At 57.5% G+C, this 22984-nt stretch carries 20 protein-coding genes; 15 read left to right on the top strand and 5 right to left on the bottom strand.

Going from position 1 to position 22984, the window contains the following annotated elements; translation table 11 throughout:
• Positions 1–22 precede the first annotated feature (22 nt).
• The 5 genes from ACK59H_RS08835 to vasI form a co-directional block, all read right to left on the bottom strand.
• Positions 23–736: a ribonuclease T2 family protein gene (locus ACK59H_RS08835; protein WP_269057874.1), complete on the bottom strand. Its 714-nt coding sequence runs from the start codon at positions 734–736 to the stop codon at positions 23–25.
• A gap of 267 nt (positions 737–1003) precedes the next feature.
• Complete coding sequence (locus tag ACK59H_RS08830; protein WP_230849750.1) at positions 1004–2095, bottom strand: hypothetical protein; 1092 nt, start codon at positions 2093–2095, stop codon at positions 1004–1006.
• A 242-nt stretch (positions 2096–2337) separates the two neighbouring features.
• Positions 2338–5952 carry a type VI secretion system membrane subunit TssM gene (tssM, locus tag ACK59H_RS08825; protein ID WP_409264404.1) on the bottom strand — a complete coding sequence of 1205 codons (3615 nt, stop codon included), beginning with the start codon at positions 5950–5952 and terminating at the stop codon, positions 2338–2340.
• Between the two features lie 2 nt (positions 5953–5954).
• Complete coding sequence (gene tssA / locus ACK59H_RS08820) at positions 5955–7412, bottom strand: type VI secretion system protein TssA (RefSeq protein ID WP_409264403.1); 1458 nt, start codon at positions 7410–7412, stop codon at positions 5955–5957.
• Positions 7400–8032, bottom strand: a complete 633-nt coding sequence (gene vasI, locus ACK59H_RS08815) for a type VI secretion system-associated protein VasI (RefSeq protein WP_081016634.1) — start codon at positions 8030–8032, stop codon at positions 7400–7402. The genes tssA and vasI overlap by 13 nt, the downstream gene beginning before the upstream one ends.
• A gap of 275 nt (positions 8033–8307) precedes the next feature.
• On the opposite strand from vasI, the gene tssB reads away from it, so the two are divergent.
• The 15 genes from tssB to ACK59H_RS08740 all read left to right on the top strand — a co-directional run.
• The gene (tssB, locus tag ACK59H_RS08810) at positions 8308–8811 is read left to right on the top strand and encodes a type VI secretion system contractile sheath small subunit (protein WP_060477995.1); all 504 of its coding nucleotides are present in this window, start codon (positions 8308–8310) and stop codon (positions 8809–8811) included.
• Positions 8812–8828: 17 nt separating this feature from the next.
• A complete protein-coding gene (gene tssC / locus ACK59H_RS08805; protein ID WP_060477996.1) occupies positions 8829–10319 on the top strand; it encodes a type VI secretion system contractile sheath large subunit in 1491 nt (496 codons plus the stop codon).
• Positions 10316–10726, top strand: a complete 411-nt coding sequence (tssE, locus tag ACK59H_RS08800) for a type VI secretion system baseplate subunit TssE (RefSeq protein ID WP_060477997.1) — start codon at positions 10316–10318, stop codon at positions 10724–10726. The genes tssC and tssE overlap by 4 nt, the downstream gene beginning before the upstream one ends.
• A 3-nt stretch (positions 10727–10729) precedes the next feature.
• Entirely contained in the window at positions 10730–12496 is a 1767-nt protein-coding gene (tssF, locus tag ACK59H_RS08795) for a type VI secretion system baseplate subunit TssF (RefSeq protein ID WP_060477998.1), read from the top strand.
• On the top strand, positions 12460–13476 hold the full coding sequence (gene tssG / locus ACK59H_RS08790; RefSeq protein ID WP_409264402.1) for a type VI secretion system baseplate subunit TssG: 1017 nt from the start codon (positions 12460–12462) through the stop codon (positions 13474–13476). The genes tssF and tssG overlap by 37 nt, the downstream gene beginning before the upstream one ends.
• Positions 13473–14030, top strand: a complete 558-nt coding sequence (locus ACK59H_RS08785; protein ID WP_060478000.1) for an FHA domain-containing protein — start codon at positions 13473–13475, stop codon at positions 14028–14030. Before tssG ends, ACK59H_RS08785 begins: the two co-directional genes overlap by 4 nt.
• Positions 14027–14821 (top strand): type VI secretion system lipoprotein TssJ, encoded by a 795-nt coding sequence (gene tssJ, locus ACK59H_RS08780; RefSeq protein ID WP_060478001.1) that lies wholly within the window; start codon positions 14027–14029, stop codon positions 14819–14821. Before ACK59H_RS08785 ends, tssJ begins: the two co-directional genes overlap by 4 nt.
• 52 nt (positions 14822–14873) lie before the next feature.
• Positions 14874–16211: a type VI secretion system baseplate subunit TssK gene (tssK, locus tag ACK59H_RS08775; protein WP_060478002.1), complete on the top strand. Its 1338-nt coding sequence runs from the start codon at positions 14874–14876 to the stop codon at positions 16209–16211.
• Position 16212: 1 nt separating this feature from the next.
• Complete coding sequence (gene icmH / locus ACK59H_RS08770) at positions 16213–17061, top strand: type IVB secretion system protein IcmH/DotU (RefSeq protein WP_060478003.1); 849 nt, start codon at positions 16213–16215, stop codon at positions 17059–17061.
• A 132-nt stretch (positions 17062–17193) separates the two neighbouring features.
• Positions 17194–17709 carry an Hcp family type VI secretion system effector gene (locus ACK59H_RS08765; RefSeq protein ID WP_060478004.1) on the top strand — a complete coding sequence of 172 codons (516 nt, stop codon included), beginning with the start codon at positions 17194–17196 and terminating at the stop codon, positions 17707–17709.
• A gap of 73 nt (positions 17710–17782) precedes the next feature.
• Positions 17783–19849, top strand: a complete 2067-nt coding sequence (locus ACK59H_RS08760) for a type VI secretion system tip protein TssI/VgrG (RefSeq protein WP_060478005.1) — start codon at positions 17783–17785, stop codon at positions 19847–19849.
• A 14-nt stretch (positions 19850–19863) separates the two neighbouring features.
• The gene (locus ACK59H_RS08755; RefSeq protein ID WP_060478006.1) at positions 19864–21219 is read left to right on the top strand and encodes a DUF2169 domain-containing protein; all 1356 of its coding nucleotides are present in this window, start codon (positions 19864–19866) and stop codon (positions 21217–21219) included.
• A gap of 1 nt (position 21220) precedes the next feature.
• Complete coding sequence (locus ACK59H_RS08750; RefSeq protein WP_060478007.1) at positions 21221–21577, top strand: DUF4150 domain-containing protein; 357 nt, start codon at positions 21221–21223, stop codon at positions 21575–21577.
• Positions 21578–21581: 4 nt separating this feature from the next.
• Positions 21582–22685, top strand: coding sequence for a GH-E family nuclease (locus ACK59H_RS08745; RefSeq protein ID WP_081016635.1), 1104 nt, complete (start codon positions 21582–21584; stop codon positions 22683–22685).
• A gap of 13 nt (positions 22686–22698) precedes the next feature.
• The coding region (locus tag ACK59H_RS08740) for a hypothetical protein (RefSeq protein ID WP_409264401.1) at positions 22699–22984 on the top strand (286 nt) is incomplete at its 3' end.

The following is a 22984-nucleotide window of genomic DNA, read 5'->3' as shown; positions in this document are numbered from 1 at the left end:
TATCGGATTCTCTATTAGCGCGTCAACCCCCGGATCGGAGCGCCCCCCGAGGAATCCAAGTGTCCTGCTCAGCACACTGGACACCAATTTGCAGATTCTTCTCCTGCTCGTAGGGATGGCCACCCTCGTCGACCAGGTAAAAAACTTCGTGCAGGTATTGTTCGCCCTTGTGATCTCGGTAGCATCGAAATGCCGTGTTGGCTGGGAAGACTTTACGTATTTTCGCGAACGGCGTAGCGCGCCCGATCATGCTGTCGAATTCCGCCGGATTCTCGATGACGACCGACTTTCTAAGGTCGACGAAATCTTGAAAGTAGCGCTGCACGGTTTTTCCCGAACAGGTACCGTGTTTCCTCCACTCATGGGCGAACATGCCTTCAGGGTCGCGGGTAACCAGCTTTCTCAAGGCCTCATTGGCGAGAACGTGCTTCATATCGCTCTCACTCATTGCGCAAGCCTCACCCTTACAGCTTGGAGAGGTACTGCAAAACTGCGGGTGGCGGTTGGTACGATCGCCTACACTCGCGCTGTACGGCCATATACCGTGGGTCAAAAATGCTTGAGGCACCTGATCACAACCTCCAGTCATGGGGCGCATGATGCAGAACGTGGGCTGCCAGGTTACCGAGTAGACTAGAAATTGGGCAGGCGGGGCGTCAGCACCGGCCTCTTCGTTAGCATCCAACGCAGCCGCGTGGGTGCCCCAGAACGATGTGAGTAGAAGTAAAAAGGTCATATGGGAGCGCATTATTCAGTCCTTTGATAGTAGGGCGCCCGGTCAGCGGCGTAAGTCCAGTCAATCAGCTCTGAATGCACAGCGTCTACTGGTAAAAATGATGGGCTCACGCCGTCAAGGTTTCGATGAGCACCCAAACTGACCATCGTTTCCAGCAGATGCGCACACCCGTGCATAGAAGATTCCCATTTGAATCGGGGTGCCACGCCAACGGCTTCGTCTTACGGAACAAAGATGCCCCGTGTACGACGGCCAGTGCGCGCTGAACTATTTGTTCCCGAATGTCACCACACTGTATACAAATTCATGGTCCTGGCGCTGCACGTTACTCTCAGGCACCTTGATTTTCATTCGATCATCGTCATGAACAATCAATACACTGCGACCATCCAGCACTTCTACCCCCTCTGGCTTGTTGATGAAGGCCAGCGCAGAACCATCATTTAGTCTTACAGGCTGTGGCCTACCGGGTTTGCCTTCGGTAAGCGGCAAGACCCAGAGAAATCCGCCAATCTTGTCATCGCGCTCGAAACTTGTGACTGCGTAAAAGCGATCTTGGTTGTAGCGATCGAACTCAACACCAGAAATACCCAACTCTGGATACGCACCGGCCTCCATTCCCAGCGCCTGGGCCAACTGGTCAGGTGTTAGGTTCCACAGGGTCTCAACCTGGTCGCCAAGCTCGCCCCCTTGCTCACTGATTGAGCAAGGAATCGACAGCAGCAAGAACGCATAATCTGCGGATTTGCTATTTATTCCGTACTTACGAATGCCCACTAGCAGACGATCACCAGGGGCGGTTGAGAGCGCTTCAATCTGAAAGTAAGGCGAGCCTACCGCTTTACCGATCCGTTCTCGTAACTCACGCGAGCTGGTCATCTGGCCACGGGTCGATGGAACGATGATCGCTGCTTTCTCTGGATTGCCAACTGGCCAGTAAAGCAGCGTATTCAAGGCGTCTGCCGAAGGATTCTGCGCTGTTCCTTCCTTATTGAAGGCCGTGATGGCAATGACGTACTTCCCGTCGAGCGTGGTGGTCAGCCCCTCAAACTTGTCTGCGCTTCGCAGCACGCTGCTTTCCAAGTATGAGGGAGTACCGACAATCTTTTGCTTGTCGAGCTTTAACGTGAATATTGCTGGGTCGCCTGCCTTAGGCATTTGCTTGTCATTGGCAAGTACGAGGCTCTCCCCGGTGAGCGCCACAGCCGAGACTTCACAATTGACACTTTTACCCGCTTCGAAGCACGGAGCTAGATAGCTTTGCACAGTCGCCGCTGGCGTCGCGATTGCGGCAGCATAAAGGCTTGGGAGGTACAACATCATTCCCGCGAATGCGAGCGAATTGATAGATTTAGGCACAGGTTCCACTCCATGGATGGGCTATTTCGCAACAAGTAGCAACTTACATAAGATCAGAAATGCACGAAACTGACATTTTTGATAGGTAGCGACTCGAATGCACCATTCAAGCCGCTAAGCCCCATTATTTGATTAGCGAGCGCGCACCCGTTTGAGTTAGCCATCGCAGTGCGTTGGGCGGCGCTGCTACTGATACGCGAGCGAGTGCTCGATTCACTGGCCCGCTCTTGCGTTTGCCTTAACTACCTCGCGACAGACCGGCTTGCGTGGTCGCCCCCAAGTTGGGCCGACTTCTGCAACAACCCTTGGGGCAACCGAAACCCTTTGAAAGGCTCTTGCGTGATTGGGTTGTAGGCCTTCTGGGCGCTGAGCCTGTACCGCATCACGCCATCGCCAGTCCTGAAACTCAGATCCACGCTGGTCGCCGTCCGCCCATTGAGCGATCCGCGGCTGAGCAAGCGAAACATCGACCAGGGGCCTCGGTATTCCAGGCTACTGCTGCTGCCGTTCTGCCTGAGCAAGGTCAGGTTACTGCGTACCTGCTGCCCCAAAGTGTTTGGCCAGACGATGCCGGTGATCTGGCTCGGGCCATGGGTGTAGGAAATCAGTTGACCGTCCAGGTCCAACAAGCTCGTGCGCTGGTTGGCACTCAACCCCAACGGTTCGATGCTGAACTGCACGCTCAGGTTGCCGCGCTGATCGAAGAAGGTCTCGCGGATTCGATCTGCGCGCTCTAGTTGTTCGAGCACATCCCTGCGGATCAGCGATTGCCCCTGCTGGCCGGCCTGCAGGGCTTCGAGGTTATCCTTCAAGAACACCTTCAAGTACTGATCATGGAATTGCTGCAGCCGCCCCTTAGGCCCGAAGAAGGCTTCGAAGTCGTCCAGCGAGACATCCGGCGCCCGTACCACGAAGGGGTAGCGCTCAGCCAAGCGCTGCTGGAAGAAACTGTACACCTCGACATCCCAGCGTCGCTCCAGCTCGCGCAGAGCTTCGACATTCAGCACTTGTGCCGTTTGATCCGCCAGTTTCCTGACCTGGTGATTAATTGGCTCTGGCAAGCCGGTGGAGACTCGCTGCAAGGTGCCAATTGGATCTTGCCCTTTCATCGAAAAGCGCAGATGCACAGCCTCAAATGCTGCTTTGCCTCTGTCGGGGCTGTCGTTGACCGCTTTGGCGTAATCATGAACCGCCGCGATGGCACCAAGGGTTTCATCGTAGTAGCTGGGCTTCTCGCCCGTTACCCGCAGCATGGCGCTCAGCCCGGCAAAAGACCGCTGAATAGCCCATGCCTGCCGTTGCTCGGGGTTGCTGCTTCTCGGTTGCAGCGCTTGAGCCTCTGCGGGCGAATCAGCGCCTGCAGAAGAAAGTGTGGTGTTTTCCCTAACCGTGTCCAATAACCGATGCAAAGGGGTCGCAGGCCCGGCGAACTGCTGCAGAATCGCCACACCATGATCCAGATCGCGAAAGTCAGTCACTGAAATGGCGTTCAAGGCGCGTCGCCAACTGTCGATGTAGTCCGCGCTGTACAAACTACGCAGCCGCTCACTCAATGCTTCACGATCTGCGTCCGAGTAATCGAGCTGGCTGCGCTCACCCAGCGCCCACTGGTCGATCATCGCCAGGTCGGCGAACCGTTGGCTGCGCGGTTCGAAGTACTCCCTGAAGCCTTTGGCTGTGAGCATCGGCGCCAGCAAGACATCATTCCCCTTCCTGGAGCTGCCAGATGACTGATAGACCACATCAAAGGCTGGCCCCACCTCATGGCGCAGATCCAGGCCAGTGTGCAACTGCTCCTGAGCTTGCTGTTTGAGGCTTGCATAGACCCGTTCTGGCAGCGGTACTTTGCGCAGCACCTGCTGGACCTCGGCGATGCGCTGGCTGTACTGCGCAAGATCGGTGTCGGCATAAACCAAGGCGTACTTCAGGTGCCGCATCAGGTCACGTTGCAGTTGCCCTTGACCGGGAAACTTCTGTTGCCACTGACGGGCCATCCAATCTTCAACCCATTCGGGTCGGCGGTTCTGGCGATCCTCCAACATGCGGTAAACCCTCAGCGCAGCCATTTGCTCTTCACTGCCTGCGGGCGCCGCGTTCATGACATCGATCACGCCGCTGGCCAAGGCTGGCAGGAAGCGTTTGGAGAGCAATCTCAGGTACGCCTCATCGACCGTAGGCCCGATGGCTCGCCCCTGATACAGACCTAGATCCGCAACACCCGGCCACGCGGCGCGATAGTCGCCAAACACCGATACGGCATCGCGTATCTGGTCCAGCGGCTCCAGCAGATTGCGCCCCGTCGGGTCCAGCCGTTGATCCACCTGGTGATGGCTGTACTCCCTGCTCTTGGCGAGTACGGTGTCGGCTTTGCCACCGTTGATAGCGTAATAGCGTTGCCAGCTGGCAATGGCGATACATACCGCCAAAGCGCCCACGCCAGAGCCTAGCCAGAGCAACTGGCGTTTGCTGCGCGCTACTTTGATGTTGTCGCCCGCAAGCCCGGCTTCCTGATAGATCACCCGTTCGAAAGCGTGCTGGATGAAATACACCAGCGCCTTGCCTTGCGCCTTCCCCTCAAGCAATGGCGCCTTCGTTTTGTAGGGCTGTGCCGCCTCACGCACGAATGCATTAAGCACGTCACCCTGCTGCATGACCGAAGACCAGTACACGCCACGTACCAAGGCAGGCGTAGTGAAACGATCGCTTGCCAACGTTTCTTTCAAAAAGCCCAGCAGTATCGGGCGCAACCCGATCAATTGGGCGTGTAATGAGAACAGACGCGTTCGCGATGGCGCCTCGTCCAACGTATCGAGACGATCCAGCACCTGCTCGAACGTTTGCTCGATCAATCGCTCGTAGTGATCGCCATATTCCTCCAACCAGGCATCGAACGTCCCCACCGCATCCAGCTTGAAGGTGAATCCCAGCATTTTTTCCCGCGCACCAGGAGCAAGCCCGGCGTAAAGCTGATCGAAGCCATCGAGCAGATCGAACTTGGTCAGCACGACATACAGCGGCAAACGCGAGCCCAATTGGCTGCTCAGCTCGTATAGCCGCGCACGCAACACATGCGCCAGTGCAACGCGCTGCTCAGGTGTGCTGTGCACTAGCGCAGGCAGGTCGACAGCCAGCAGCACGCCACTGAGCGCTCTTTGGCTACGGGTGCGCGCTAGCCAACCCAACAAGTGCTGCCATAACCTGGCCGCAGTCTCGGGAGGAATGTCCTCTGCATTAAGTTGCTCAGCAGGCGAAACTGGCTGCGCCGCTTGACTAATCAAAGCGCCCGGCGTATCGATGATCACCGCGTCATTGCTGACCCACCAACCGATCGGATAGGCCAGCGCTTGCGCTTGCTGGCCGCGGGCCTGTGCGTTATCGATGCGGGTCAGCGAGAAATTCTGTTCGGTACCGTCGACGAAGCTGGTCTTGCCGGCGCGCCGATCGCCCACCACCAGGTACCAGGGCAATCGGTACAAAGCGCGTCGGCCGCCCACGTTGTCCAGATAGCGCGCTAATCCTTGGCCCAGCGCCCTCTCCTGTGCCTGCACAAATGGCAATGTTCGATCCTGTTCGGCAGCCATTGCCTGATTGCGTTCTGCCTGCAGGTAGCGATAGCGCCTGCGCAGCACGATCAGCCAGCACAGCAATGGCAACAGCGCCAGTACCAGACTTGCCAACCCTCGATGGGCCATGCTTGCCAAGGGTCGCTGCTCGCGCCACATCCATTGCGGTCCAAGCCACCAGATGGCAACCAACACCAGCCCAGTACCCAGTAGCAGCAGCAACGGCATGGCCAGACCAAGACGGGTCACCCAGGGCAACCCCCAGCGTTTGAGGTGCTTCCATAATGGGCTCATCGTCACTCCCTTTCCTTGGTCCGATCAGTCTGTATGTGTGGTGCCGCATATCGCTGAAGTCGTTGGAAGACCTCCGGTTCCCAAGCGCTGGCAGTGGTTTCCTGCATCGCTCGGGCTACACCAGCGCACAAGTCCTGGGCCAGCCAAACTACGCCCCGAGCAGCCAATAAGTCAGCGGCGATGACGGTGGAATGGCAACGCTCACGCGGGCTGTGGAGCTGCGCCTGCATGCCCTGGAGCCTGAGCAACACCGGCTCCACGCCACCCACCTCCAACTGACTGCCCAGTTCCTCACGCAGGCTGGCGAACTCAGGGGCTGCCGCCCCCTGATCAGCCCCCCCTTGTGTTCCCTTGAGCCAAGCCAGGCACTGGTCATCGACGAACACACTGCCGTCGCTGAAGCACAGCTGCTCAATGGCCGGCATGCGCTGCACGAAACGCGCGGTCGCAGCTCGAATGGCTTCAGCCACCTCGCCCATGGCCAACCGCGTGGCGGCGGTGGCCGCGAGGAAACTGCCGCGTATCCAGTAGGGGCATGCCGTGACGCTCTTTTCGATTCGCACTAGCAATGCCGCATCGATCGCAGTTCCCGCGATGGCCTCTTCATAATCGCCGGCAATATCTTGGGGCACGGCCATCAGCTCTGTGCAGTTGCCTTGCTTGGTTTGAGGCGCCGCCTGGATATGGGCCCACAAGCCAAACCGGCGTAACTGGTAGCCGGCAGGATCATAGGGATCCTGCTGGTTGATCAGCTCAGCCAGGGTGTGCATGGCTCTTCGCGACTCCCGCTCGCTACCCAGCGACACACGGGGCATTGGCGTAGCGATGACCTCGGCCAATGGTGCAGAGTTGATAATGCTTGCAGCGGCCGTAGCCGTTTGCGAATCGCCTTCGCCGCTGGCAAGCGCTGCATGTTTGCCAAGCAGGCGCTTCAGCTCGCCCAGAACGGCCTGATCCAACTGCGCGCCAGCTTGCTGCTGCAAACGTTGCAAAGCGGCCTGGGCCGCCGCCACATGGGCTTGGCTGTAGGTGAAGCGGTCCAGCCGTGGCAGCGCTTCGATCAAACGGTTGAGCACCAGGACAACCAACTTGCGTTTGCCCAGGAAGCCTTTGGGACCAGGCTTGGGGTACGAACTTTCCCAGTACTGGTCGACAAGACCAGCGAGCAATGCCAAGGCCCACCCCCATCGTTCCCAGCATCGGCTGCGCAGCCAGGCTGCACTCAAATGCGTGGCGATGCGCAAATGTTTGGATTGCAAAGCAAGGTACTGGCAGGACGCTTCTTCGATGTAAGCCCAGTCGATGGAAGCCTCCTGCAACCCACCCAGCTTGACCATCTCCTGGTCAATAGCCTGGTAGGTTTCGTCCTCCACGTCGAACAAACCAGCCGGGCTCTGTGTGTCGATGGGCGCAAGCAACCGGACAATTTCCTGCGCCATGACTGGTGTTACCAACGACATGCTTTGCGCGCCTCATCGATGAGTGGATCCAGCCCCTGAGCGTCAAAAACCAGACCGTGAACGGCTGGGTAGTCACTCTCGACGTGAATGCGCTTAGCCCCTATCAGTTGCTTGATCTGCTCGATGCCCGGCAGCCCTCGCCCGGCGTCCAGAACCTGGCCGTTCTCCATCACCTGCCAGGGCCGGGTAGTGGTGGCACCACGCTCGCCGCGCAGGCGCACCTTGACACGGCGGCTATCGATGGGTTGTGCAGTGACCAGCTGCAGCCTGGAGATGTTTTGCACGCAGCTGATCACCAGGTAGGACGCAGGTGAGGCCAAGGTGTCAGCTGGTGCCCAGATCATCACCTCGTCCTGCGCAAGGCTCAGACGAAACCTCGAGTCACCTGGCGCACGCTCCAGTTCTTGCGTCACTACGCGACGCAATATAGGCGCATCGTGCTCTTGCGCTGACCACTGACGACTCCCTGTGTGCGCCGGAGTGCCCGCTGCCTGGTCGAAACATGCCAAACGCTCAATGTTAGAAACAATTTGCGGACAGTCCGTCGGCTCGAATGCCAATACAGGCACCGAGCAAAATATTAATAAAAGCCAAACTCCATTTGGATACACGGCAGCCATCCCTTTACGACTATCTTATTCGCTAGCACGCAGACGCCAGCAACCAGCCGGCCACTCCCCAACAGCGAAAAGAGCCTAGTACACCAACACGGTTACTTACAAGAACTTATTTTGTTACATATTCAAACTCGACTTTAGCAAAACTTTAAGCGCATGGTTTTTTAGCAAAATGACACTCAAGCCCCGGATGCTTGTTTAACTAACGTTTAATATTAAACGCCAACTTGTAGGACGCTTCCTACATATAGACCTCACGTCAGCAAGGATATATAGCCATGAGCAGATCATCCGGCTCAGTTGCCCCCAAAGAACGCATCAACATCAAGTACGTACCCGCCACTGGCGACGAACGAGCCGAAATAGAGCTATCGCACAAAATGCTGGTGCTGGGCGATTTCGGCCTGGACGACACCCGCGCGCTTGAAGACCGCCCTGTGATGCGCATCGATAAACACACCTTCAACAACGTGTTGAACGATGCCGAGGTCAACCTGGCCATGTCTGTGCCCTCGCAACTGAGCACAGCCCCCGAGGCGGAGCTCGCAGTCAGCCTGCAGTTCAAGTCCATCAATGATTTCGGGCCAGACAGCATAGTCCGCCAAGTTCCGGAACTGAAAAAACTGCTGGAGCTTCGCGAAGCGTTGGTCGCCCTCAAAGGCCCACTGGGCAACGTGCCTGCGTTCCGCAAGCAATTGCAGAACCTGCTGAACGACGAGCAAGCGCGCCTGCAACTGGCAGAAGAACTGGGCCTGGTGCTTGAGGCGCCAGAAGAAGACTAAGACAACGGAGCGACACCATGCCCAAGCAAAACAACTCGACCGTCACGGCTGAAATCACAACAGCAACACTGAGCAACGCCACGCTGCTCGACCAGATCATGGCAGAAACCAAGTTGGTGCCCAGCCAAGAGGGCTATCAAGTCGCGCGCCAGGGTGTATCTGCCTTTATTGCCGAAATCCTGAAAAGTCATGATCCAGATCAATTGATCAATAAACACCGTGTCGATCAAATGATTGCCGAGATCGACCGGGTACTCAGCAAACAGATGGATGCCATCCTGCACCAACCCGAGCTCCAGCAACTGGAATCCGCTTGGCGCAGCTTGAAACTTCTGGTAGACCGCACGGACTTTCGTGAGAACATCAAGCTCGAGGTATTGCATGTCAGCAAAGATGACTTGCTCGATGACTTCGAGAATGCAGCCGATATCACCTGCAGTGGCATTTACAAACATGTCTACACCGCAGGTTATGGCCAATTCGGTGGCGAGCCAGTTGCGGCGATGCTCGGCAACTACAGCTTCGGGCCGTCAGCGCCCGACATCAAACTATTAAGTTACATGGCCTCAGTAGGCGCCATGTCACATGCACCGTTTATCGCTGCACCCTCTCCTGAGTTTTTCAATTTGAGCAGTTTTGAAGAACTGCCCAACCTCAAAGAGATCAAGGACATCTTCGCCGGCCCCCGACATGCCAAGTGGCGTGCGTTCCGTGAAAGTGAAGATTCGCGCCACGCAGCGCTTGTCGGGCCGCGCTTCATGCTCCGCTCTGCCTATCATCCGCAAGAAAACCCGGTCCAGAGCTATCACTACTGCGAGGACATCGACGGGCTGCACGACAACTACCTCTGGGGCAACTCCGCTTTCCTCTTGGCTAGCTGCATCAACGACAGCTTTGCCCGCTACCGCTGGTGCCCGAACATCATCGGCCCGCAGTCCGGTGGTGCCGTCGAAGACCTACCAGTACACCTCTACGAATCGCTCGGTCAGTTGCAGGCCAAAATTCCGACAGAAGTCCTGATTTCCGACCGCAAGGAGTTTGAGCTTGCCGAAGAGGGGTTCATCGCCCTGACCATGCGCAAAGACAGCGACAACGCCGCGTTCTTCTCGGCCAACTCGGTGCAGAAGCCAAAGAACTTCCCCAAGACCCCAGAAGGCCTGCAAGCGCAGACCAACTACAAGCTTGGCACCCAGCTGCCTTACCTGTTCATCGTCAACCGGCTGGCCCACTACATCAAGGTGTTGCAGCGCGAGCAGATCGGCAGCTGGCAAGAACGCAAGGACCTTGAGTCGGAACTGAACAAGTGGATCAAACAGTACGTCGCCGATCAGGAAAATCCATCAGCCGATGTGCGCAGCCGTCGCCCGTTGCGTGCTGCAAGGGTCGAGGTTTCTGACGTAGCCGGTGATCCGGGCTGGTACCAGGTGTCGCTCGCGGTGCGCCCGCATTTTAAATACATGGGGGCGAACTTCGAGATCTCTCTGGTCGGCCGGCTCGACACGCAATGACTGGTCTTTTCAATCGTTTGAAGGTGGATCAGTCGGTTAGCCGAGAGCCCTCCTTGCACGAGAACGTTTCCCAGAAGTTCGACGTCATCAAGAGCCACCTCGAAACGTTGCTCAACGCTCGCCAGGGTTGCTCAAAAAGCAGCCCTGAGCTGGGCCTGCGTGACTTCAATGGGCACGACGTCAGCAGTGGCGACCTGCTCAAGCAAGTGGGTGCAGACATCCGCCGCACACTTCAGCGCTTTGAGCCGCGCGTGCATGTGCGAACGCTCAAAGCCATGCCCGATTGTCATGCCCCGCTGGAGCTGCATTTCAGGCTGGACTGCCTCGTGCAGGTCAACAACCACACGCAGCAGCTGCAACTGGAGCTGCTGGTCAACGGCCACAACCGCTACACCCGCGTGAGGTGACCGATGTCACTCAAGGATCGATTCAGCGAAGAGTTGCGTTACCTGCATGAACTGGGGAACGACTTCGCCAATGACAACCCACAACTTGCTCGGTTGCTCGGCAAGGGTGGCAGCGACCCGGATGTCGAACGTCTGATGGAAGCCTTTGCGTTTCTGACCGCCAAACTGCGGCTCAAGCTCGAGGACGACCTGCCAGAATTGACGCACCCGATGCTGCAGTTGTTGTGGCCAAACTACCTGAGGCCCCTGCCCAGCGCCACGATCATTCAGTTTACGCCGCGCAAGCAGGCGCTCAGCCAATCCAAGCGCATCCCAGGGGGATCACGGCTTTTCTCCAGGCCCGTGGACGGAGTGCCTTGTGAGTTTCGCACGTGCACCGCGGTGGATATTCATCCGTTCGAGATCAATGCGGTAGGTGCAACACAGACACTCGACAGTTCGGTGGTGCAGCTCGATTTACGCACCTTGGTCGAGCGACCACTGAACACCCTTGGCTGCGCCAGTCTTGATTTTCATTTGAGCGGTGATACCCAAACTGCCCGCACGCTGTACTTATGGTTGTCCCAGTACCTCGAACAGGTCAGCGTGACCATCAATGACAAGGTGCACCGGCTGCCAGCCAGCAGCATTGTCTTTCCAGGTTTCGGCCCAGACGAAGCGCTGCTGCCCTACCCTAAGAACGTCTTCGACGGCTACCGGATCCTGCAGGAGTATTTCGTATTTCCTGAGCGCTTTCACTTCTTCAGCGTAACCGGGCTGGAAAAGGCCTGGCCCGATGACACCTCTGAGCAAGTGGGACTGACATTTCATTTCACCCGCCAGTTACCGGATTCACTGCGTGTCGACAGCGCCGACTTCAGCCTGTTTTGCACCCCGGCGGTAAATCTGTTCAACCACAGCGCCGAACCTATCGACCTGTCCAGCCGGCGCGCGCAAGTCGAACTTACGCCCCGAGGTGAGCAGCCGCATGCCTATGAGATTTTCAGCGTCGATCAGGTCATCAGTACCCGCACCACAACTGACGGCAGTATCGGCGAGCATTTGCGAACCTTCCGCGCCTTCGAGTCGTTCTCCCATGAAATCGAGCATGTACAGGGGCGCACCGCGCTGTACTACCGCTATAGCATTGAAAGTTCTTTGCGGGGGGATGGTGTCACGCACCGCATCGCATTCGTGCGCGCTGACGCCAATGCCTACATCGGCGAGCTGGAAACAGCCTCCATCGACCTGACCTGTACCAACCGCGACCTTCCGCTGGCGTTAACCGTAGGTGACATCAATGTCATTTCCGAGGTCACGCCGCCTCTGGCCACCTACACCAACCTCTGTGCTCCCAGCCGCCCCTACCGGCCGGTATTGGACGGCCAGTTGCAGTGGGCGCTGATCTCCAACATGTCACTGAACTACCTGTCGCTGCTCTCGGCTGAGTCGCTCAAAGCGGTCATCAATGCCTATGACTTCGCCGCCCTGCATGACATCCAGCAAACCCGCACCACCCGTAAACGCCTTGATGGCATTCGCGATGTTCAAACAGAGCCGCTGGATTGGCTGATCAAGGGCCAGCCCATACGCGGCTTGCGTACACGGCTGAAGCTGGATCAAAGCGCATTCCTCTGCGAAGGCGATCTGTACCTGTTCGGTTGCGTGCTGGCGCACTTCTTTGCCCTGTACGCCAGCATCAACTCCTTCCACCAACTGGAAGTGATCAACATCACCAACAACGAGCACTACACATGGCCCATCCAGACCGGCAAACAACCGCTGATCTAGCCGACAAGCTGCTCGCCGAGGCACACCAGTACAACTTTTTTCAGCTGCTGGAGCGCCTGCACGGCTTGCATGGGGATGACCTGGAACCGCGTTGGCCCACACCGCAAACACGGCTTCGCATGCGGCTTGCCAGCGACCCACGGCTGACTTTTCCAGTGTCCGACATTTGCAAGGCAGAACGCATACCTGACGCAGAGGACCGCTATCGCGTATGCACTACCTTCATGGGGCTGCATGGCACCGACTCGCCCTTGCCAACTTACTACTTGGAAGAAGTGTCGTACGAGCACGCCCACGGCATTGGCGTGCGCCCGGCCTTCTTCGACTTCTTCAACCACTACCTGCTGAGCCTGTTGCATCGTATCTGGCGCAAATACCGCTATTACATCCGCTTCCAGCCGGGCGCGACCGATGGCTTTTCGCAGTACATCTTTGCCCTGCTCGGCTTGAATGACAAACAGCTACGCGGCGACACGGCGCTGCCCTGGAGCCGGCTGCTTAGCTTCGCCGGAGTCATCGCCAGTCGCAGCCGTGCGCCGGGTACCGTTGCTGGCATCATCGCCCACTGTTTCGACTTCAAGCAGGTGCATATCCGCGAGTTCGAAACCCGCTCGGTTGCCACTACGGCCAAGCAACGGGTGAGTCTTGGCCGCAGTAATGGCCAACTGGGCAGCTCCTTCATGGTCGGCAGCCGCACGCGAACCCGTAGCAGCAAGTTCACCATCGTGATCAGCGAGCTTGATCAAGAGCAGTTGCGTGACCTGTTGCCCAGCGGCATCAACTTCAATCGCTTGCGTGCACTGATCGACTTTCTCTTGCGCGATGGCCTAGCCTATGACCTGGAGTTGCGCCTGAAGCAGAGCGCACTGTCGCCTTTCTGCCTGCAACGCAGCCAAGGTGCCTACTTGGGCTGGACCAGCTTTATCGATGACCGCCGCGGCCAGATCAGCCCTGTCGTACGGTTCCGGGGGCGCTCATGAGCACATTGACTTTGGTCATCGCCAACCTGGATCAGTTGCAACACAACGTCACTGCCCGTCATCAGTTTGATCGCACTGGCGGCAGCATCGGCAGCGGCGCTGTCACCTGGCGGATCAACGATCGTGAACAGACCGTCGCACAGATTCATTGCGAAATACGCTGGATCGAGGAGAGCTTCTGCGTCATTGACCATTGCCAGCGCACCTACCTCAACGACAGCCTCGATAGCTTGGGATCCCTCGCCCCCAGGCGGCTGGTAGACGGCGACCGACTGCACGTCGGCGCCTATCGATTGCAAGTACAACTTTCGCATTCCGATGCACGCGCCCTGGAAGACCTGTTCAGTGGCGGGCGGCGAACACTCAATCAGTGGCTACTGGACACACCACCCAACACTTCGCAACCCGCTTCGGCCGTCAAACATGTTGTCGCAGACATCTGCTCGGCCTTTGCATCAGGTGTCGGCAACGATCCGTTGGCAGCACTGGAAAGCGCAACAGCGGCCACCCAACAAAACCCTCTGGAACAGCTGATCGCAGGAGCACGCCCATGACGCGTCATGCACTGGTGGCAGGCCTGCTGAGCGCATTGTTCGGGCTTTGCGGTTGCACCTCGCTGAGCAAAATCGGGCAAGTGGTCATGGACCCCTCCATACCCATCGGCCCGCCCCAGGAACACCCCACCCAACTCGCGTTCAGCATCAATGCCAGCCCAACGCTCAATGGCAATTCAAACAGCCTTGAGCAGGCGTCGGAGTTGGCGCCCCTCATCGAGCCCAGCCCGTATGCCGTGAGCCTCAGTGCAGGTGATCCCTATGTGCTGACCGAAAAAGTCTGGGCCTTGTACGAATACCTTCAGGAAAATTTCCCTGCAATGTCGCCCACCGATACGCCCGTGGACTATGGCGATGAGCCTACGCGCTCCCCCCTGGAGGAAAGCACACCTGGTAGCTACGAAGATCCCACCGTAATCCTGACCTTGCCGCGCGACACTAAGGTGGCGGCAGAAACCGTGGCTACGCCGATGGCCATCAAAATCCTGCAACTGCGCGACGATTCGCTGCTGCGCAACAGCGTCTACGAGCTGTTGTACAAGGACCCAGCCGCGGCACTGCGAAGCACCTACATCCGCGATGACGACTACCTGCTGCGGCCGGGTCAATTCAAGTTCATTCCCTTTGCGCCCATCGAGCCGGAAACGCGCTTCGTCGCGGTGATCGCCGATTACCGCAATCAGGAAAACGCCACCTGGAGCCAGGTGCTGCGCATACCCCCTCGCGGCCACCAGATCATCCTGTCCGTATTGCTCAACGACACGCAAGTTGTGCTCAAAGAGGAGGACTGATGGCGCCTGTAGCTACGCCCTTTTCACTGACTTACGCTGACATGGAGCGTTCATGAGTTCACGTAACCCCGTCCTCTGGCCTGAGGGCCTGTTCGTCAAACCGCAGCATCTCCAACAAGCAACGCGTGCCGCCGAGGCGGCCCTGCATCAGCGCCTGGGGAGCCTGAATGCAGCCTTCTATGGCTTCAGCGAGCTGCAGCTGAACGACGAGTATCTGAGCCTTGGCAAGGTCGCCATCACCCGTGCACGGGGCGTGATGCCGGACGGCACGGTATTCGATATTCCCGCAGACCTGCCGCCACCCCCACCTCTGGAAATCGAGGACGATGGTGCCAAGGACAGCGAGATCTACCTGTGCCTGCCGTTGCGTACCGAGGGGGGACGCGAGGTGAGCTGGCCCGATAACTCGGCCAACTTCCGGTACAGCGCGCATACCCAGGAAATCAAGGACACGCACAGCGTAGACGGTGACTTGGTGCAGGTAGACCTGGCTGTGCCCAATCTGCGGCTCAAACGTAAAGCCGACGACAGCAGTGCTTACACTCGCCTGGCTGTGACGCGCATTCTGGAAAAGCGCCCCGATGGCAGCCTGCAACTGGATGAAGGTTTCTATGCGACCAGCGTTGCAGTGCGCGCCGTACCCGCGCTGCAACGGTTCCTTGAAGAAATCACCCACACCCTTCGCGAACGCGCGCGCAACCTCGCCGCGCGGATCGGAGCCTCGGGTCAATCCGGCATCGCCGACATCCGCGACTTCAACCTGCTACAGGCCCTGAACCGCTGGTGGCCGTGCTTCCAACATCTGGCCCGGCAAGGGCAGACCCATCCCGAACAGTTGTACCTGTGCATGAGCCAGGCCTGTGGCGAGTTTGTGACCTTCACCGACGAGAGCCGACTGCCACAGGAGTACCCCGCCTATCGCCATACGTCACTGCGCACCTGCTTCAAGCCACTGGAGGAGACGCTGCGTCGGGCACTAAGCACGGTTCTGCAACCACGCGCCGTTTCGCTGCCGCTGCAGACGCTGGAGTACGGCGTCATGACAGCCCCGCTGGATGACCGCCGGCTGATCGATCAGGCCACCTTCATCCTGGCCGTACGCGCCGATCTGCCACCTCAGGCGTTGCGCCAGATGTTCATCCAGAAAGCCAAGATCACCTCACTTGAAGCGCTGGAGGACCTGGTGCCGCTGCAACTGCCGGGTATTGCGTTGAACGCCTTGCCCGTAGCACCTCGCGACCTGCCCTTCCACGCGGGCTTCAGTTACTTCGAGCTGGACCGGCGTGACCCGGCGTGGGCGTGCATGAAAACAGCCAATGGCTTCGGGATTCATGTCGCAGGGGAGTTCCCGGGGCTGGAGCTGCAGTTCTGGGCGATCAGGAGTGAATGAGATGAAAGAGGCTAGCCATGACAGCCAAAATCGCGACACGGGGTACTTTGCAGCGATTGATAACGTAGATAGCCACAGCAGAGCATCATCTGAGCAAGCCAAGCCGGACGCATACGCTGAGCCTGGGTTTGAAGGTTACCCCGCCGACCCAGACTTCCAACTTCGCGGTGGTTACAAAAATCTGATGCTCGATGCCGCCACCCCGCTGTTCGGCCTGGCAATACGGCTGCGCACTTTGGATGCCTTGCCCAATATCAAGGATGTTCATCGGCAAGTACGCAACCAGATCGACAATATTCGCGAAGAGATCCGCCAATTCGGTTACGAACCGGCTCAGCTGCTGGCGTACTCCTACGGTTTGTGTCTGTTCATCGATGAAGCCGTGATGGAAAGGCCCTGGGGCAAGACCAGTTGCTGGAGCCATGAACCGCTGCTCAGCATTTTTCACGACGAAACCTGGGGTGGGGAGAAGTTCTTCACCGTGCTGGCCCGCCTGATGCAGGAACCCGAGCGCTATCGTGACGTGCTGGAGTTCATGTACTTCGCCCTGTGCCTGGGCCTGAAGGGCAAGTACGCCATCGCCCCGAAGGGCGAAGAATCCCTCAACGCACTGATACACCAGCTGCACGGGATCATCCGCGAGCTACGCGGCCCTACGCCGGACAACGTCTGCGACCCATACACCAACGTCGCCCCAAGCAACTTGCGCTTAAACCGGCAATGGCCGTGGTGGAGCCCGTTGGCCATTTCCGCTCTGGTCATGGCGGTGGCTTACGGCGTCTACAGCTACCGGCTGCACCTGATTACCACCGAGGTGCTGGAGTCACTGAACGGCATCTTGCAGCAATAACAGACCGGCGCCTGTCGCCAGGAATTTCAACGAATTAACGAGGCAACTGCTTCGTTGACAAGCCCATCGTTCCCGATGGCCACGCCACCCTGAGTGTGCGTGTTTATCCACATGGACGCAGGAGAAACTGCCATGCCAACACCCGCCTACATCAAAATCACTGGCCAGACTCAAGGCAACATCACTGCTGGTGCATTCACCGCTGACTCCGTCGGTAATGTTTTCCAGCAAGGCCATGAAGATCAAATTTTGGTTCAGGAGATCAAGCATGAAGTGACCACGCCCACTGACCCACAAAATGGTCAGCCCAGCGGTCAACGTGTTCACAAGCCGTTCAGGTTCACCAGTTCACTCAATAAGGCAACGCCCCTGATGTACCAAGCGCTGGTGACCGGCGAAATGCTGCCGATGGTCGAAGTCAATTGGTACCGCACCTCGATGGAAGGCAAACAGGAGCACTTCTTCTCCACCACCCTCGAAGACGCCACCATCGTCAGCATCAACACTGTCCTGCCCCACGCCCAAGACAAGCTGAACGAGAACTACACGCAGCTGGTTGAGGTTGCAATGACCTATCGGAAGATCGTCTGGGAACACACCGTAGCTGGTACCGGTGGCTCCGATGATTGGCGAGCACCAGTCGCCTGATACCCATGAGTGCGCCGGGCGGGGTTACCTGCCCGGACTATGTGTCACCTCAGACGGCGGACAAGGATTGCTTATGCCTAGCCAATCTGACTTGCATTACAGCTTCCAGCCTTTAGTTGGAAACGCTGAATTCGAAGTGGTGTCGTTCGAACTTTACGAAGGCGTCAGCATGCCCTTCAAGTTGCAGCTGAAACTGATCAGCTTCGACAACAACATCGACTTCGGCCACCTGCTCGATAAGCCCGTGCTTTTCACTCTATGGAAAGGTGAACGCCCGGTGCGCTACGTGCACGGTCTGGTCAGCCGTTTCAGCCAGGCTGAAAGTGGCTTTTACCGCACCTATTACGACGCGCTCATCGAGCCGCAACTGGCCCGCGCCGATCTGCGCTCGAACTGGCGCATCTTCCAGCAAAAGACCGTGCCGCAAATCTTGGAACTGATGCTCCAGCGCCAAGGCATCAACCAGTACGAACTGCACGCCAGCATGGACCATCAGGTCCGCGAGTTCTGCGTGCAGGCCGGCGAAACGGACCTTGAATTCTTTGCTCGTTTGGCGGCGGAAGAGGGCTTCGTATACCGCTTCGCGCACAGTGAAAAGCTGCACAAGCTGATTATCACCGATCGGCTGCAGTCCCTCGGATTGATCAACCATGGCGCTATCAAGGGCGAGGATGAAGACGAGGGCTTCTTTGACGGCGAAGAGCCGGCAGACCCAAACACCGTGCTGTACCAAGCCAACAGCGGTGGCGATCAAGCCATGCCATGCCTTCGCCGCTTGCGTTACAGCGAGCAGGTGCGCACCGCGCGTCAAGTGCAGCGCGACTACACCTTTACCAACCCCGCCTACCGCCAGGAACACCGAGCCGCCGGGCCCTTTCTAGAGCATCAGTCCAAAGAGTACGAATACTTCGATTACCCAGGCCGCTATAAACGCGATGCTGTGGGCAAGCCGTTCACCGAAAACCGTATCACCGCGCACCGCCATGATGTGCGTATTGCCGAGGTCGAGGGTGACGATGTTCGCCTGCAACCGGGCTTGAGCTTCAATCTGACAGGTCACCCACGTGACGACCTCAACGTGCATTGGCGGGTGAACACGGTTACCCACAAAGGCAGCCAGCTCACCAGCTTGCAGGAAGAGGCCGCCAGCGTCGATGCAAGCACCCGCTACGAGCAGAGCGCCGTGCTGGTTCCAGGCCGAACCGAATGGCGCCCTGCCCCACTGGCTAAGCCAAGGATCGACGGCCCGCACATGGCCACCGTAGTCGGCCCCCCTGGCGAAGAAATCTACTGCGATGAATGGGGCCGGGTGAAAGTCAGCTTTCCCTGGGACCGCGAAAGCCAGAACAACGAGTTCAGCTCCTGCTGGGTACGCGTGTCTCAGGGCTGGGCCGGTGGCAGTTGGGGCTCGATGGCCATTCCACGCATCGGCCAGGACGTGATCATCCAGTACGTCAACGGTGACCCGGACCAACCGATGATCACCGGGCGCACCTACTGTGGCGACCAGCTCCCGCCCTACGACCTGCCCGACCACAAGACCCGCATGACCATCAAGAGCCAGACCCACAAGGGCCCTGGTTTCAACGAGTTGCGGTTCGAGGATGAACTGGGCCGGCAAGAGGTGTTCATCCATGCCGAGAAGGACCAGAACAACGTCGTCAAGCACAACGAAACCACCTTCGTCGGCAATGACCGCAGCGAGCGGGTTGATCACAACGAAACCGTCTCCATCGGCGACCACCGCACCGAAGACGTAGGCAAGAACGAAACCATCAGCATTGGCGCCAACCGCAGCGTGGCCATCGGCGCCAACAAGGCCGAAACCATCACGCTGGCCAAGGTGGAAACCATCGGTTTGGGCAAGGCATTGACCATCGGTGCGGGCTACCAAGTCAGCGTAGGCGCGACCATGAATACGACTGTTGGGCTCAGTCAGAGTGAGCAGGTAGGGATTCATAAGTCGGTGGTAGTTGGGAACAGATTCAGCATCACCGCTGGTGACGAACTGAGCATCACAGTTGGCAAAGCCACTCTGGTGATGAAGTCCGACGGCACCGTGCTGATCAACGGCAGCAACTTTGACTTCAGTGCCACAGGGCCTGTGCAAATCAACGGCAAGGATGTCGATATAAACTGAAGGGGTAGCCCAATATGGAATTTCGCAACCTGACGCCATTTGACGTCATGTGCTTCAGTGCGCTCGATAAACAGGATGTCGAACATCCCGTAATTGTGATGAAAGTCGGATATCGACTCGAACCGATTGAGGGATGTGCTGGCCGACTACGAGCCGCCGTCATTGATGATGAACCAATACCGCTGTGCAAGGCGGACTCTTATCATGCAGATCCCGGCAGCAGCTCAATCCTTGAAGAAAGCGACCTGGCGCCATTCAAGCCACGCTGCGATGTCATCGTCGCCGGCCATTCCTATGCGCCTGCAGGGCAACCTGCGACCTCGTGGGAGGCTGGTATACGCGTTACGTCAACCCGCCCCAAGCAGTTAATTCCTGAGCTGCTACCGCCAAAGCGGGCGCCAGATGTTTACCTCACAGCCGATGAATTACAAGCGCACCAAGCAAGAATACTCGAGGTTCGACGACACAACAGACAGCAACTAACGCCACGCGTGTTGTTGGACAAGACCCTGCGCTTCACCGGTCCAAGAAAGTTTCAGCACAACTTCTTCGGTTGGCACCTGACCGACCCAGAGCTTGCAACACGTGTTCCTTTGCGCTGGGAACATGCTTTTGGTGGCGCTAGCCAATTCGCCAACCCCGAATATGGGCATAACCCCGATGCCTCTGAGTTCCTGCTCAATGAAGTCTGCTTTAGTAATCCGCTAGGCTGTGGTTGGCTTGAACATCGCCATGAAAAACTGCACTACGAGCAGACCGGCGAAAAACTCGCCAGTTTACCTGCTCCTCAGGTCGAGCATCTGGATGAGCCGATAGAGCGCCTCATACGCACACGTCATCCCCTTGGTCCCCTAGACGCTCCAGCCATGGCCGAGGTAGCCCGGGGCTATGGCTACAGACCTGCAGGCTTCGGTGTCGTTGCTCGTGCGTGGGCGCCGCGTCTTACACGTGCTGGCACCTACGATCAGCATTGGGAAGACAATCATTGGCCAGGGCTACCGCAAGACTTTGAGTTCGGCTACTGGAACGGCGCCCCGGATGACCAGCAGGTAACTTTCCCTGCGCCAGATTCACATCTCACGCTTTTCAACCTGACACCTCCGTCCCTAAGCCAGGACGGGCGCTGCGAGATCATGCTCCCCGGCCATCGCCCCTTCGTGCTCATGCGCATGACCAACGGAGTAATGCTGCCGCTGCCCATGCTCACCGACACATTGCGCATCGATACCGATGCCATGACCCTGTCGATGACGCACCGTATTAGCCTGTCCAGCTCGCTTGATATTCGCGTGCTCGAAGCCCGTTTCGAAACCGATCCCAACGCCCCCATCATTCGGCGCGCCCCTAGCCGCAGCAGGGAGCACGTCTGATATGGCCGATAACGTAATGGCTCGGCAACAGACCAAATGGACGGTCATCAGCATCGCCCCAGACGTCTGCAAGACCCCCATGGGCAGCAGCATCCCACCGGTGCCCTACCCGGTCACAGCTGAGCTGGATACCAGCACGGGTGTGGCGAAAAGCGTACGCGCCAATGGTCACCCGGTAGTCGTGTACAAGCGAAGTTTCACACCAAAGACCGTGGGTGACGCTGCTGGCCAGGCCAAAGGCATCAAAAGCGGCACCGTCGAGGGTAAGTGCCATCCGTTGGAACACAGCAGTTCAGTGCGAGCGGAGGGCCGTCATCTGGTTCGCCATGGCGATCTGTTCTGGATGAACGGGAACTGATGCCATGAGCGAGCAGCCTGTTCAACTGGACTCACTTGACGTTCGAGCCCGTGAAGTGCCACTTCGCAAGATTCCGGGTGGCCCAGACAAGATGTTCGTGCAGACCGACGGGAATGGCAACGTGCTGGTCGACTTCGCCGATGGGGTCGACGAGTGGGGCAAATCTCTGAAGCTGGATGAAACGCAGTATGAGGCCCTGCGCCAAGAAGCGTTCCGCAGGGAACTGGCTGACCTCGAGGACATACCGACCTACACTGAGCTCTATCCTTCACCGCGAAGCGGTAACGCGACCACCACGCCCAACGGAAATACGCTGGGTCGGGTCAATGGTGAAACCCCGGGTTCGGGTAAAGCCGCCAATGACGCCAATGCCGAAGTCGAGAGCGAGACACCGGCAGAAGGCCTTACAGGCGATGAAATACTCGATGGTATTCAGCTGGGGCTGGATATCTTTGGCCTGATTCCGGTGGTGGGCGAGATTGCTGACGTTGCCAATGCTGGCATCAGCCTTGCTCGGGGCGACTATGCGGGCGCGGCCCTTTCTTTGTTGTCAGCTATTCCTTTTGTAGGGTATGCAGGCACAGCTGGTAAGGTGGTGAGACATGCGACTAGGGCAACGACAGAAGCCTCAGCAAAGTTAACGAAAGAAATAGTTGAGCGAACTGGCAGGGAGGGGACAGAGAGAAGCACCAAAGAAGTATTAGCACCCAAGCAAACCGATGGTGTTGGGGCAAAGGTATTAGAGCGAACTAGAAAACTGAGAGAAAAGTATCTTGGCCGTACACCAGGAAAAATGTCAAGAACAGGCAGAGAAGTTCAAGAGCGCATGCGTGAAGAAGGGAAGCTGCGAGATAATCCATACTCAGGAAAGCCCGAATTCATGGCATCCGACAAAAAATGGTACGATATTAGCAGGGCAGACATGGCTCACAAGGAGGATGCCGTCAAATGGTGGAACCGAGAAGGGCGAAAACATGGAGCCAAGAGTCCCAAGGTCAGGGAGTGGATGTTAGACTCAAAAAATTATTATCTTGAGCATAGATCAATCAACCGAAGCCAAGGTGCGATCTTAGGACAGAGCCACCAATACAAGCCCCCACTACAGTAATGGAGGACACTACATGAAGCTCAACAAAATGCAACAAGAATCGATAACAAAGCTTGCAGCGTCAGGCAGAGAGGCTTGGCTTAAAGGTGATATTGAAACAGCAGAAATTAACTTTCTTGCTTCATGGGAGGCCATTCCAGAGCCAAAGCTCACATATGATATATCACAAACTGCGTCTTATGGCATAACAGTTTTCTATCGATCCATTGGAAAAATTGAGAAAGCAAAAGCCTGGCTTAGAATTACGAAGGAAGCATATGGCACTGGAGAAGCTTCAGAGGAGTACACGAACTTCCTCG

It is taken from the genome of Pseudomonas sp. KCJK9000, from assembly GCF_046230725.1.
GTDB classification, from domain to species: domain Bacteria; phylum Pseudomonadota; class Gammaproteobacteria; order Pseudomonadales; family Pseudomonadaceae; genus Aquipseudomonas; species Aquipseudomonas promysalinigenes.
Note: the sequence above shows the minus strand (reverse complement) of the source record. Positions and strands in the feature narration are given on the sequence as shown.